Source organism: Streptomyces coelicoflavus (assembly GCF_045041415.1).
GTDB lineage: Bacteria > Actinomycetota > Actinomycetes > Streptomycetales > Streptomycetaceae > Streptomyces > Streptomyces coelicoflavus.
Window position 1 is genome coordinate 298,098 of record NZ_CP108218.1, and the last position, 12,433, is coordinate 310,530.

Below are 12,433 nucleotides of genomic sequence, written 5' to 3' on the forward strand. Positions count from 1 at the left end.
ATGGGTGTTGTCCTGCCGGTGCTCTTCGCACTCCTCGCCGCGTTCAGCAACGCGCTGGCCACCGTGCTCCAGCGACGCGCCGCGCTGAGCGTGCCGCAGTCCCAGGGGTTCCGCCCCGGGCTCGTCCTCGATCTGCTGCGGCGGCCCGTGTGGCTCGGCGGCATGCTGGCGGTGGTGGTGGCCGGTGTCGGGCAGGCGGTGGCCCTGGCGACGGGGCCGCTGTCACTCGTACAGCCCCTCTTCGTGCTGGAGCTTCCGCTGGCCCTGCTGCTGGCCTCGCTGCTGACCGGCAACCGGATGCCGGAGGCCATGTGGCTCGCCGTGGGCGGGGTGGTCGTGGGGCTCGGTGTCGCGCTGGCCTCGGCCGCGCCGGACGGCGGGAAGGCCGACGTGCCCCTGGACCGCTGGGCCCCGGCGCTGGCGGCCTGCGCCGGGGCGGCCGTACTGCTGGCGGCGGCGGGTCTGAAACGGCCCGTCGGCAAGGCCCGCGCCGGGTGCCTCGGCGCGGCCACCGCGGTGTGCTACGCGCTGACGGCGGCACTGATGAAGGACTCCATGCGCGTCCTGGACGCCGACGGCGTCGTCGGCTTCCTCACCGCCTGGCAGACCTACGGCTTCGCCGCGGCCGGGGTGTGCGCCGTGCTCCTGCTGGAGCACGCCATGCAGGGCGGTCCGCTGGTCGCCTCGCAGCCCGCGCTCACACTGGGCGACGCGACGGTGAGTCTCCTGCTCGGCGTGGTCCTGTACCGGGAGGACGTACGCGGCGACTGGTGGGTCGTGCCGCAACTGCTCGGGGTGGCCCTCGTCGTCGTGGGGGTCCTCAGCCTGGCCCGGCGCGGCGCGGACCTGCGCACCGCCCAGTGACGTACGCCCTCGTCACGACGCCGTTCGCCGCTCGCGCCCCGTGCCCCGCCCGCGCGGGTGACCGGGATGCCCGCGGCGACCTCTTGGTGCACAGTGGGCACCATCCTTCAAGGAGGCCGTGTGACCAGCAACATGAGCGCCGCGATGCCCGCGCTCGGCGTCCATTCCGAGGTCGGCAGGCTGCGCAGGGTCCTGGTGTGTTCTCCCGGCCTCGCGCACCGGAGACTGACCCCCACCAACTCCGACGAGTTGCTCTTCGACGACGTCATGTGGGTGGAGAACGCCCAGCGCGACCACGCCGCCTTCGTCGGCGAACTGCGCCGGCGCGGGGTGGAGGTGGTGGAGCTGCACGACCTGCTGGCGCAGATCATGGCGATCCCGGAGGCCAAGGCGTGGCTCCTGGACCGGAAGATCGTCGCCAACCAGGTCGGCACCGGCCTCATCGACGCGACCCGGGCCTACCTGGAGTCGCTGTCGCCGCGGGAACTCGCCGAGTACCTGGTCGGCGGGCTCGCCACCGGTGACCTGCCCGAGGACTTCCGGTCCCCGCACCTCGCACTGGCCCGCGAGGCCACCGGCGCCCGCGAGTACCTGATGCCGCCGCTGCCCAACACCCTGTACCCGCGGGACACCACCAGCTGGCTGTACGGCGGGCTCACCCTCAATACGCTGTACTGGTCCGCGCGGCACGACGAGACGCTGCTGATGAAAGCGATCTACACCTTCCACCCCGACTTCAGGGGCTCGACGGTGTGGTGGGGCGACCCCGAGCGGGACTGGGGCCAGGCCACCCTCGAGGGCGGTGACGTCATGCCGGTGGGCAACGGGGTGGTCCTCATGGGCATGAGCGAGCGCACCTCGCGGCAGGCCGTCACCCAGGTCGCCGCCGCCCTGTTCCGCAACGGCGCCGCCGAGCACGTCGTCGTCGCCGGGATGCCGAAACTGCGGTCCGCCATGCACCTGGACACGGTCTTCACCTTCGCCGACCGCGACGTGGTGACCCTCTACCCGCGCATCATGGACGCGGTGCGCACCTTCTCGCTGCGGCCGGGCGACCGGGCTCCCGGCTTCGACGTGATCGACGAGGGGACGACGCCCTTCGTCGATGTCGTCGCCAAGGCCCTCGGGCAGCCGAAGCTGCGGGTGGTGGAGACCGGCGGCGACGCCTACGCCTCCGAGCGCCAGCAGTGGGACAGCGGCAACAACGCCCTCGCGGTGGAACCGGGAGTGGTGTTCACCTACGACCGCAACACCCTGACCAACGCGCTGCTGCGCGAGGCCCGGGTGGAGGTCGTCACCGTCGTGGGCGCGGAACTGGGCCGGGGGCGCGGTGGCGGGCACTGCATGACGTGTCCCCTGGTGCGGGACCCCGTGGACTTCTGACCCCGGCGGCCCGGGCGGCCTCAGCGGTCTCAGCGGCCTCAGCGGTCTCAGCGGTCTCAGCGGTCTCAGCGGTCTCAGCGGCAGAACCCGTACGCCTGCTCCAGCCACCGGTGCAGCGCCGTGTGCACGCTGCCGGGGAGCACGCTGAGCTGTTCGATGGCGGCCCGGTCCCCCGCGGACGGCGCGATGCCCGCGGCGGTCAGCAGGGCGAGCAGGTCGAGACGGCGCAGGTCCACGGGGTCGACGCGGCAGGGCACGCGCTCGGCGGGGTCGGGCGGCTGGAGCAGGAAGTCGCCCCGGGTGTCGCAGGCGCGCGGGCGCGTCGGGGCGGCGGCGGTCGGAGCAGTCGTCGTGTGCATACCGCGGTCCTCCACTTGAGGGGTCACTCGGTCGGGTCACCGTTCTTGACGGGATGAGACACCGCGACGCCGACCTCGGTTGCGGACGGCCGCGAGGACCACACGGCGGATGCAATCGGCGTCTTGTCGCACGAACCGTCCGGACGGGCGGACGCCCAGGCCGACGGCCCCGCGGCCCCGGCCGCTGCGCCGTACGAGTGGTGCGTTCACGAACTCGGCCGTACGGTCGAACGGGGAAAACGGGAAGCGGAGACAAGCGACCCCGAGACGGCCGGGAGCAGACATGGGCAGGAACCCGATGAGGGCAGCGGTCACACTCTGTGCCGCCGCCGCGCTGGCAGTACCCCTGGGCACGGCCTCCGCCGCACCGTCGGCGCAGCCGGCGGCGCGGACCCAGCAGACGCAGGATCCGGTGCTGGTCGACTGCTCCGGGCAGCCGCAGATCGGGCCGGATTCGTACATCCTCGCCTGCGGGGACGGCAACAGCCGCCTGGTCTCCCTGCGCTGGTTCCGCTGGGACCCGCAGGCCGCGGTGGGCCGGGGCACCAACGCCGTCAACGACTGCGACCCCTACTGCGCCGCGGGCGCGTTCCACTCGTACCCGGTGACCGTGCGGCTCGACATGCCGACGGGCGGGGAGCAGGGGACGGGCGAGCGCCACTTCACCCGGATCACCCTCACCTACACCGACGGCAGGCCGGACGGGTCGCCGCGCACGGTGACCTACCCCCTGCCCGGCTGACGGGCTGACGGGCGGGACAGGTCAGTCCGGCAGCACCAGCCGGCAGGTGTCCCCCGGCTGGAGACGCACCTCGCGGTCCGGCAGCCGGACGTCGATCGGCAGCGGTCCGGCCGCGGGCACGGCGATCTCCAGCCGGCCGTGCTCCAGCCGGAACCGCACGCCCCAGTGGCCCTGGTAGCGCACGGAGAACCCGTACGAGGACAGCTCCGGCAGGGGCACCGGGTCCAGCCACAGCGCGCCCGCGCGGGTCTCCAGGCCGGTCAGGCCGCGCTGGACCAGGTCGAGGGTGCCCGCCATGGCACCGAGGTGGATGCCCTCGCCGGTGGTGCCGCCCTGGAGGTCGGCGACGTCCCCCTTGAGCGCCTCCTGGAAGTAGGCCCAGGCCTCGGCGCGGCGGGCGCGGGCCAGGATCCAGCCGTGGACGAGTCCGCTGAGGGTGGAGCCGTGACTGGTGCGGGCCAGGTAGTGGTCGACGGTGCGCTGCCAGGTCGCCTCGTCCAGGCGGTGTCCCAGGCGTCCGAAGAGGGAGCGGAGTTCGGCCGGGGAGAACAGGTAGCCCAGCATCAGGACGTCGGCCTGCTTGGACGCCTGGTAGTTGTTGACGCTGTCGTTCTCGGCCTCCAGGACGCGGTCCAGGCGCCGGATGTCGCCGTACCGCTCGCGGTAGCCCGCCCAGTCGAGTTCGGCGAGTTCGCCGTATCCCTCGAACTGGCTGACGACGCCCTCGTGGAAGGGCACGTGGAGGGTGCGGGAGACGCTGTCCCACTGTTCCAGTTCCGTGTCGTCCAGGGCGGTGCGCTCGACGAGTTCGCGGCGGCGGGGTTCGGGCAGGCCGTCGAGGACCTCCAGGGTGCGGGACAGGACCCAGGCGGCGGTGACGTTGGTGTACGCGTTGTCGTCGAGGCCCGGCCGGTCGGCGCCGGGGTAGGCCTCGTGGTACTCGTCGGGGCCGACCACGCCCCGGATGCGGTGCCGCCCCAGGCGTTCGTCCCAGGTGGCGGAGTCGGCCCAGAAGCGCGCGATCTGCAGCAGCATCTCGGCGCCCTTGGTGTGCAGGAACTCGGCGTCGCCGCTGGCCTCGCAGTACTGCCACACGTTGTACGCGATGGCGGAGCCCACGTGGTGCTGAAGGTGCGAGTGGTCGGGGAGCCAGCGGCCCGAGCGCGGGTTGAGGTGCAGTTGCTGGGTCTCCTCGCGGCCGTCGCTGCCGCTCTGCCAGGGGTAGAGCGCGCCCCGCCTCCCCATCGCGCGGGCGGCGGTGCGGGCCCTCTCCAGGCGGCGGTGCCGGTAGTGGAGCAGGGCGCGGGACACCTCGGGGAAGTGCAGGTTCAGGTAGGGCAGGACGAACAGCTCGTCCCAGAAGACGTGGCCGCGATAGGCCTCCCCGTGCAGTCCGCGCGCCGGTACGCCGACATCGAGGTCGGCGGTGTGCGGGGAGAGGGTCTGGAGCACGTGGAAGAGGTGCAGGCGCAGGATGCTGCCCGCCTCGCCGGGGACCTCCAGTTCGGCCCGGCGCCACAGCTGTCCCCAGGCGGTGCGGTGGCTGACCAGCAGGTCGTCGAAGCCGGGGGCTTCGGCCACCCGGTCGACGGCGGCCTGGAGCGGGTCGCTGATCGCCGGGTCGCGCGAGGTGTGCAGGGCGACGACCTTGTCGACGACGGCGGTGCGGCCCGGTTCGGCACGCAGGGCGGCGCGCTGCGTGACGCACAGGTGCTCGCGCGCGGCGGTGACCGGCGCGCCGGCGGTGGTGCGGGCGGCCATGCCGATCCGGGTGTCGGAGGTGCGGGTCCGGCAGCGCAGCCACACCGTGTCGTCGTCGGCGCTTCCGGTGTGCACGTGCGTGAGGTGGTGGCCGTCGAGGTCCCGGTAGCGCGGCACCCCGGAGTTGGTGACACCGCCGTCGAGAGCGGCCTCCACCTCCAGGTCGACCGGGCCGCCCTCGGCGGTGAACTCCGTGCGCAGGGCGGCGAGGTGGGGATCGGCCATGTGCACCAGCCGCAGCTGGCGCACGGAGAGCACGCGCTCCCCGTCGAGGCCGAAGCGGGTGAGCCGTTCCAGGACGCCCGAGTCCAGGTGCACGGTCTGGCGGTGGTCGAGCACCTCGGCGGTGTCCGGCGTGAGCCAGTCGCCCCCGGTGGTCCTGAAGCGCAGCGGCAGCCAGTTCGGGAGGTTGACCATGTCCTCGTTCTCGACCTCGCGCCCCGCGACGGTGGAGGTGAGCCGGTTGTAGCAGCCGGCCACGTAGGTGCCCGGGTAGTGCGTGTCGTCCGCGGCGCACTCGGGCAGCGCGCCGCGGGTGGCGAAGTAGCCGTTGCCGAGGGTGCACAGGGACTCGCGCAGCCGCTCCTCGGCGGCGTCGTAGTGGTCGTAGTCCCAGGTCGACGGGGTCGCGGTCACCGCGACCCCTCCCAGGTCCAGTCGGCGACCTCGGGCAGGTCCACGCCGTGTTCGCGGATCCAGTCGTGGTGCCGCTGCCGGACGTCCTCCATCCGCTGCCGCAGGGCCGCCGCGCGCACGGCGAGGCCGGGCACGCGGTCGATGACATCCATGACGAGGCGGTAGCGGTCCAGGTCGTTGCCGACCACCATGTCGAACGGCGTGGTGGTGGTCCCGATCTCCTTGTAGCCGCGCACGTGCAGGTGGGCGTGGCCGGTGCGCCGGTAGGCGAGCCGGTGGATCAGCCAGGGGTAGCCGTGGTAGGCGAAGATCACCGGCTTGTCGGCGGTGAACAGGCCGTCGTACTCGAAGTCGCTCATGCCGTGCGGGTGTTCCCCGCTGGGCAGCAGGCGGGCGATGTCGACGACGTTGACGACGCGCACGGCGAGTTCGGGCAGGTGCCGGCGGATCAGCTGGGCGGCGGCCAGGATCTCCTGGGTCGGTACGTCGCCGGCGCAGGCGAGGACCACGTCGGGTTCGCGGCTGCCGTCCTCGGTGCCGGCCCAGTCCCAGACGCCGGCGCCGCGCGCGCAGTGCGCCTTGGCCTGGTCCATGGTCAGCCAGTCGAAGCAGGGCTGTTTGCCGGCCACGATCACGTTGACGTAGTCGCGGCTGCGCAGCGCGTGGTCGGCGACGGAGAGCAGGGTGTTGGCGTCCGGCGGCAGGTAGACCCGTACGGCTTCGGGGCTCTTGTTGAGGATGTGGTCGACGAAGCCGGGGTCCTGGTGGGAGAAGCCGTTGTGGTCCTGGCGCCACACGTGGGAGGTGAGCAGGTAGTTGAGGGAGGCGATCGGCGCGCGCCAGGGCAGGCGTCGCGTGACGCGCAGCCATTTGACGTGCTGGTTGACCATCGAGTCGACGATGTGGACGAAGGCCTCGTAGCAGGAGAACAGTCCGTGCCGGCCGGTGAGGAGGTAGCCCTCCAGCCAGCCCTGGCAGGTGTGTTCGGACAGGATCTCCATCACGCGGCCGTGCCGGTCCAGGTCCTCGTCGACGGGCAGCGTCCGCTCCTGCCAGGCCTTGCCGCTGGCGGCGTAGACGGCCTGGAGGCGGTTGGAGGCGGTCTCGTCGGGGCCGACGAGGCGGAAGTCGCGCCGGTCCGCGGTGGCGTCCATGACGTCCCGGAGCAGGTCGCCGAGGACGCGGGTGGGTTCGTGCATGCGCGCGCCGGGTTCCTCGACGGGCACGGCGTACTTCTCCAGCGGGGGCACGGGCAGCTCGCGCAGGAGGAGGCCGCCGTTGGCGTACGGGGTGGCGCCGAGGCGGCGGGGTCCCTCCGGGACGGCGGCGAGGACGGCGGGCCGCGGCGCCCCGGCGTCGTCGAACAGCTCCTCGGGGCGGTAGGAGCGCAGCCACTGCTCCAGCTGCGCGAGGTGCTCCGGGTTGGTGCGTACGGCGGACAGGGGCACCTGATGGGCGCGCCAGGTGTTCTCCACGGGCAGTCCGTCGACCTCGGCGGGGCCGGTCCAGCCCTTCGGGGTGCGCAGGACGATCATGGGCCAGCGGGGGCGGCCGGTGGCCCCCTCCTCGCGGGCGGCGCGCTGGATCGCGGCGATGCGGTCGAGGGCGGTGTCCATGGCGCGGGCGGTCGCGCGGTGGACGGCGGCGGGTTCGTCGCCGGTGACGTGGATCGGGTCGTGGCCGTAGCCGCGCAGGAGTTCGTCCAGCTCGGTCTCGGGGAGGCGGGCGAGCACCGTCGGGTTGGCGATCTTGTAGCCGTTGAGGTGCAGGATCGGCAGGACGGCGCCGTCGTGCACGGGGTCGAGGAACTTGTTGGAGTGCCAGGACGTGGCCAGCGGGCCGGTCTCCGCCTCGCCGTCGCCGATCACGCAGGCGACCACCAGGTCCGGGTGGTCGAAGGCGGCGCCGTAGGCGTGCGAGAGGGCGTACCCCAGTTCGCCGCCCTCGTGGATGGAGCCCGGCGTCTCGGGCGCGACGTGGCTCGGTACGCCGCCGGGGAAGGAGAACTGCTTGAACAGCCGGGCCATGCCGGCCGCGTCCCGGGTGATGTCCGGGTAGGTCTCGGTGTACGAGCCCTCCAGCCACGCGTTGGCGAGCACGGCGGGCCCGCCGTGGCCGGGGCCCCAGACGCACAGGGCGTCGAGGTCGCGGGCCTTGATCACCCGGTTGAGGTGGGTGTGGACCAGGTTGAGGCCGGGTGAGGTCCCCCAGTGGCCGAGCAGGCGCGGCTTGACGTGCTCGGCGCGCAGGGGTTCGGCCAGCAGGGGGTTGGCCATGAGGTAGATCTGGCCGACGGAGAGGTAGTTCGCGGCGCGCCAGTGGGCGTCCAGGCCGGCGAGCTCCTCGTCGGTGAGTTCGGTGGGCGCCTGCTGCGTGTCGACGGACATCGGTGGTCCTTCCGTGTCGGGACAGCCGGTCGGGGCGCGCGGGCACGGGGTGCCCGTGCACATCCCAACCCTGCGCCGACCGGGCGGGTACCCGAGAGGGCCGTTCGGGTCACGTGGTGTTCCGAACGGGTCACGGAGGGCCGCTGGCGCGGTGCGGTGGGCGGCAGTGCGTGACGAGAGCAGCACGGCCGTCACCGGCGCCGACCCCGGTGTCGACCGTGCCGACCCACCGGGTACCCCAACTTCTCTGTCACACACAGGAGTTGTCCCGAATTCGCGGCAGGGCTCCGGGGCGGCGGCGCGGTGGGCCCGTGACGTGCCCCGCGAGCACCCGAGAATACCCCCCTGGGTATATCTGTTACGGTGGCCGAGAGAGATACCCCAGGGGGTAATCCGGAAACGGAAGGAGAGCGTGCCGTGTTCTTTGTCGACGTCCTGGAGACCGAGGGCCTGGGCAACCGCAGCTACCTGGCGGGCGGCCCCGGCTCGGCCGTGGTCGTGGACCCGCCGCGGGACATCGACCGCGTCGTCGCCGCGGCCGCCCGGCGCGGGGTGCGGATCACCGCCGTCGCCGAGACCCACGTCCACAACGACTACGTCACCGGCGGCCTGGAGCTGGCCCGCCTCACCGGCGCGCGCTATCTGGTGCCGGCCGGGGCCGAGGTGGCGTACGCGCGGGTGGCGGTGGCCGACGGCGACGTGGAGCCGGTCGACGCGGGGCTGGAGCTGCGGGCGGTGGCCACACCGGGTCACACCCCGCACCACACCTCGTACGTCCTCCAGGAGGCGGGGCGGGCCGTGGCCGCCTTCACGGGTGGTTCGCTGCTGATCGGCACCGTGGGGCGGCCCGACCTCGTGGAGCCGCGGCTCACCGAGGAGCTGGCCCGCGCACAGCACGCCTCCGCGCACCGTCTCGCGGGGCAGCTCGAGGACGGCGTGAGCGTGCTGCCCACGCACGGCTTCGGCAGCTTCTGCTCCTCCTCGGCCTCCGGCGGCGAGCACAGCACCATCGGCGCCGAGAAGGCCGCCAACCCGGCGCTCGTCCAGGACGTGGAGACGTTCGTACGGGAGCTGCTGGCCGGGCTGGACGACGTGCCGGCGTACTACGCGCACATGGCGCCGGTGAACGCCGACGGCCCCGCCCCGCTGGACCTCACCGAACCCCGGCGCGCCGACGCGGACGACATAGCCCGGCGTCTCGCCGCCGGCGAGTGGGTCGTGGACCTGCGCTCCCGGGTGGCCTTCGCCGCCGGTCATGTCGCCGGGTCGCTCAACTTCGAGGTCGACGGTCAGCTCGCGACGTATCTGGCCTGGATGGTCCCGTGGGGCAGGCCGGTGACGCTGCTCGCGCACAGCGCCGACGACCTGGCCCGCGCCCAGCGCGAACTGGCCCGGGTGGGCATCGACCGGCCGGCCGCGGCGGCGGTGGGCTCTCCGGCCGACTGGGTCGCGGACGGGGACCGGCCGGCCTCGTTCCGCCGTGCCACCTTCGCCGAGCTGGCCGCGGCGCGGCGGCGCGACGAGGACGTGGTGGTCGTGGACGTGCGCCGGGACGCCGAACGCGCCCAGGGGTGGGTCGGAGGCAGCGTGCATCTGCCCGTCCACGAGATCCACCGTCGCCTGGACGAGGTGCCGCCGGGCACGGTGTGGGTGCACTGCGCGGGCGGGATGCGCGCGGCGGTCGCCGCCTCCGTGCTGGACGCCGCCGACCGGGAGGTGGTCGCGGTCGACGACGGTTTCGCCGCGGCGGCCGAGGCCGGTCTCCCGCTCGTGACGCCCTCGGACGACGCCGCCGCATGACGCCGCTGATCCTCGCGCTGTTCGCCGGCGCCGCGGCCGGCGTGTCCCTGGGCGCGCTGGGGGCGGGCGGCAGCATCCTCACCGTGCCCGCGCTCATCTACCTGCTCGGCTTCACCCCGACGGCGGCGACCACCGCGAGCCTCGTCGTCGTGATCGTCACGTCGGTGACCGCGCTGCTGGCGCACGCCAGGGCAGGGGCCGTGCGGTGGCGGGCCGGGCTGTTGTTCGCGGCGGCGGGTGTGCTGCCCGCCGCCGGGGCCGGAGCCCTGTCGGCACGGGTCCCGGAGACGGTGCTGACGCTGCTGTTCGCGGCGCTGGCCGCGCTGGCCGGCCTGCACATGCTGGGCCGGCGCACACCCCGCGAGAAGGGCACCGTGTCGGGTGCGCGCGCGGCCGGGGCCGGGGCCGGCCTCGGCGCGGTGACCGGCTTCCTCGGGGTCGGCGGCGGCTTCCTCGCGGTGCCGGCGCTCGTGACCGTCCTCGCGGTGCCGATGAGCGCGGCGGTGGGCACGAGCCTGCTGGTGGTCGGGGCGAACGCGCTGGTGGCCCTCGCCGCCCGGGCGTACTCCTCGGTACACCTGGACCTCACGCTGCTCCTGCCGTTCCTGGCGGCCGCGGTCCTCGGCGCGTGGGACGGCAGACGGCTGGCCGCGAAGGTCTCCCCGGGGACGCTGCGGCGCGTCTTCGGTGCCGTGCTGCTCGCCGTGGCCGTGGCGATGGGCGCGACGGCGGTACTGTGACCCGCCGACCCGCCCACCGCCCGGCCCGCCTGCCGGCGTCAGGCCAGGGAGAGGAAGAGCTTCTCCAGCCGGGCCCGCATCTGCGCCGAGTCCCGGACCTCCGGGTCGTCACTGGTCATGCACTGCTGCAGCCCCGTGGCGATGATCGAGAACCCGGCCCGGTCCAGGGCCCGGGAGACGGCGGCGAGCTGCGTGACCACGTCCTCGCAGTCCCGGCCCTCCTCGATCATCCGGATGACTCCCGCGAGCTGCCCCTGGGCGCGCCGCAGCCGGTTCAGCGCCGACTTCAGTTCGTCGGCCGACATGTCGAGCTCCACGCTTCTCCCTCTCCTCCACCCGATACCTCACCGAACCCCACATACCCCCGCGGGTATCCTACCGCGCGGGGGGACGAACAACGAGAAAGGTCTCGCTCCGTGAACACCCCCGCAGCACCCGCCACCTCACCCACCACACTGACCACCGGGCAGGCGGCGGCCCGCCTGGCCGAGTTCACCGTCGTCGACGTCCGCTCCCCCGGCGAGTACTCCGGCGGCCACCTGCCCGGCGCCCACAACGTTCCGCTGGAGCGCCTCGACGAGGCCGCCGGCGCCCTGGCGACGGCCGCCGCCCGCGGGCCGCTGCTGCTCGTGTGCGCCTCCGGGAACCGGTCCGCCAAGGGCTGCGCGCAACTCGCGGCGGGGGACGTCGCGGCGGCGACCCTCGAGGGCGGCACGAGCGCCTGGGCGGCGGCCGGTCACCCCGTCGAGCGTCCGGCCGGGGCGCGTACGCCGTGGCCCATGGACCGGCAGGTGCGCCTCGCCGCCGGGTCGCTCGTCGCCGCCGGCTTCGTGGCCGGACGCTTCTGGCGGCCCGCCCACTGGCTGTCCGGCGCGATAGGCGCGGGACTGGTGTTCTCCGGGGTGACCAACACCTGCGGCATGGCCGCGGCACTGGCCCGGCTGCCCCACAACCGGCCCACCGGGGACGTCGCCTCCTTCAAGGAGACGCTGGCCCGGCTGGCCGCCTGAGCCGCACCGACGACGGCGGGCGCCGATCCCTTCCGGGGTCGGCGCCCGCCAATTTTGCATGTCGTGCATCTTTGCATACCATGCAACTTATGTCGGAGAAGGGTGCCGCGGGGGGCGGTCTGCGGGAGCGGAAGAAGCGGGCCACACGTGCCGCTCTGGCCGAGGCCGCGGTGCGTCTCGCCGCCGAGCACGGGGCGGAGAAGGTCACCGTCGAGGCGATCAGCGCCACGGCCGGGGTGTCCGTTCGCACCTTCTTCAACTACTTCGACAGCCGCGACGACGCCTTCGTGGTCATCGACGCGGACGCGGGCGCACGCATGCGGCGCGCCGTCCTGGAAGCACCCGCCGGACTCTCCCCGCTGGCAGCCCTGCGCGAGGCCATGGCGGCGGAGCTGGCCGAGGCGGAACAGCAGCACGAGCTGTGGCGGCTGCACGCCGAGGTCCTGCATGCCTCGCCGCATCTCCTGGCGCGCGGCGTCGGGGCCCACATGGCGGCCGAGGCGGACTTGGCCGACGCCATCGCCCTGCGCCTGCGCGGGGACGGCGACACGGGCGGGGACGGGTCGGGGCTCTACCCGCGGCTGCTGGCCGCGGTGGCGGGCGCCGCGGTGCGCACCAGCGTGGACCACTGGTCCGCCCACCAGGAGGAAGCCGCCTTCCTCGACGTCTTCCACGAGGTCTTCACCCTCCTCGCCGCCGGACTCCCGGCACCCTCCGCGTAGCCTCCGCGCCGGGCTCGCGACCCCACAGG

11 protein-coding genes are annotated in these 12,433 nt (G+C 73.7%); 7 read left to right on the top strand and 4 right to left on the bottom strand.

Annotated elements, in window-relative coordinates:
- Both OHA99_RS01345 and OHA99_RS01350 read left to right on the top strand, forming a co-directional pair.
- On the top strand, positions 1-864 hold the full coding sequence (locus OHA99_RS01345) for a DMT family transporter (RefSeq protein WP_405693560.1): 864 nt from the start codon (positions 1-3) through the stop codon (positions 862-864).
- A gap of 120 nt (positions 865-984) precedes the next feature.
- Positions 985-2,247 carry an arginine deiminase gene (locus tag OHA99_RS01350; protein ID WP_405693562.1) on the top strand — a complete coding sequence of 421 codons (1,263 nt, stop codon included), beginning with the start codon at positions 985-987 and terminating at the stop codon, positions 2,245-2,247.
- A 74-nt stretch (positions 2,248-2,321) separates the two neighbouring features.
- Here OHA99_RS01350 and OHA99_RS01355 read toward each other — a convergent pair whose 3' ends face one another.
- Positions 2,322-2,606 carry a hypothetical protein gene (locus tag OHA99_RS01355; RefSeq protein ID WP_153176319.1) on the bottom strand — a complete coding sequence of 95 codons (285 nt, stop codon included), beginning with the start codon at positions 2,604-2,606 and terminating at the stop codon, positions 2,322-2,324.
- Positions 2,607-2,889: 283 nt separating this feature from the next.
- Here OHA99_RS01355 and OHA99_RS01360 point away from each other — a divergent pair, with 283 nt between their 5' ends.
- Positions 2,890-3,348 (top strand): hypothetical protein, encoded by a 459-nt coding sequence (locus OHA99_RS01360; protein WP_153176320.1) that lies wholly within the window; start codon positions 2,890-2,892, stop codon positions 3,346-3,348.
- 21 nt (positions 3,349-3,369) lie between these two features.
- Here the strand turns inward: OHA99_RS01360 and OHA99_RS01365 are convergent, their stop codons facing one another.
- Both OHA99_RS01365 and OHA99_RS01370 read right to left on the bottom strand, forming a co-directional pair.
- Positions 3,370-5,745, bottom strand: coding sequence for a glycoside hydrolase family 65 protein (locus OHA99_RS01365; protein ID WP_153176321.1), 2,376 nt, complete (start codon positions 5,743-5,745; stop codon positions 3,370-3,372).
- A complete protein-coding gene (locus OHA99_RS01370) occupies positions 5,742-8,132 on the bottom strand; it encodes a phosphoketolase (RefSeq protein ID WP_405693565.1) in 2,391 nt (796 codons plus the stop codon). The genes OHA99_RS01365 and OHA99_RS01370 overlap by 4 nt, the downstream gene beginning before the upstream one ends.
- Positions 8,133-8,549: 417 nt before the next feature.
- Here OHA99_RS01370 and OHA99_RS01375 point away from each other — a divergent pair, with 417 nt between their 5' ends.
- Positions 8,550-9,932, top strand: coding sequence for a rhodanese-like domain-containing protein (locus OHA99_RS01375; RefSeq protein ID WP_153176323.1), 1,383 nt, complete (start codon positions 8,550-8,552; stop codon positions 9,930-9,932).
- Complete coding sequence (locus OHA99_RS01380; protein ID WP_153176324.1) at positions 9,929-10,672, top strand: sulfite exporter TauE/SafE family protein; 744 nt, start codon at positions 9,929-9,931, stop codon at positions 10,670-10,672. The genes OHA99_RS01375 and OHA99_RS01380 overlap by 4 nt, the downstream gene beginning before the upstream one ends.
- A 38-nt stretch (positions 10,673-10,710) precedes the next feature.
- Here OHA99_RS01380 and OHA99_RS01385 read toward each other — a convergent pair whose 3' ends face one another.
- Entirely contained in the window at positions 10,711-10,989 is a 279-nt protein-coding gene (locus OHA99_RS01385) for a metal-sensitive transcriptional regulator (RefSeq protein WP_003978241.1), read from the bottom strand.
- 99 nt (positions 10,990-11,088) lie between these two features.
- On the opposite strand from OHA99_RS01385, the gene OHA99_RS01390 reads away from it, so the two are divergent.
- Both OHA99_RS01390 and OHA99_RS01395 read left to right on the top strand, forming a co-directional pair.
- On the top strand, positions 11,089-11,682 hold the full coding sequence (locus OHA99_RS01390) for a rhodanese-like domain-containing protein (protein WP_153176325.1): 594 nt from the start codon (positions 11,089-11,091) through the stop codon (positions 11,680-11,682).
- 80 nt (positions 11,683-11,762) lie between these two features.
- Positions 11,763-12,404 carry a TetR/AcrR family transcriptional regulator gene (locus OHA99_RS01395; protein WP_153176326.1) on the top strand — a complete coding sequence of 214 codons (642 nt, stop codon included), beginning with the start codon at positions 11,763-11,765 and terminating at the stop codon, positions 12,402-12,404.
- Positions 12,405-12,433 lie beyond the last annotated feature (29 nt).

What these genes read in the sequence shown, in the direction of transcription:
- OHA99_RS01345 (WP_405693560.1), top strand. Translation starts at nt 1, where the DNA reads ATGGGTGTTGTCCTGCCGGTGCTCTTCGCACTCCTCGCCGCGTTCAGC.
- OHA99_RS01355 (WP_153176319.1), bottom strand. Translation starts at nt 2,606, where the DNA reads ATGCACACGACGACTGCTCCGACCGCCGCCGCCCCGACGCGCCCGCGC.
- OHA99_RS01360 (WP_153176320.1), top strand. Translation starts at nt 2,890, where the DNA reads ATGGGCAGGAACCCGATGAGGGCAGCGGTCACACTCTGTGCCGCCGCC.
- OHA99_RS01370 (WP_405693565.1), bottom strand. Translation starts at nt 8,132, where the DNA reads ATGTCCGTCGACACGCAGCAGGCGCCCACCGAACTCACCGACGAGGAG.
- OHA99_RS01380 (WP_153176324.1), top strand. Translation starts at nt 9,929, where the DNA reads ATGACGCCGCTGATCCTCGCGCTGTTCGCCGGCGCCGCGGCCGGCGTG.
- OHA99_RS01395 (WP_153176326.1), top strand. Translation starts at nt 11,763, where the DNA reads ATGCAACTTATGTCGGAGAAGGGTGCCGCGGGGGGCGGTCTGCGGGAG.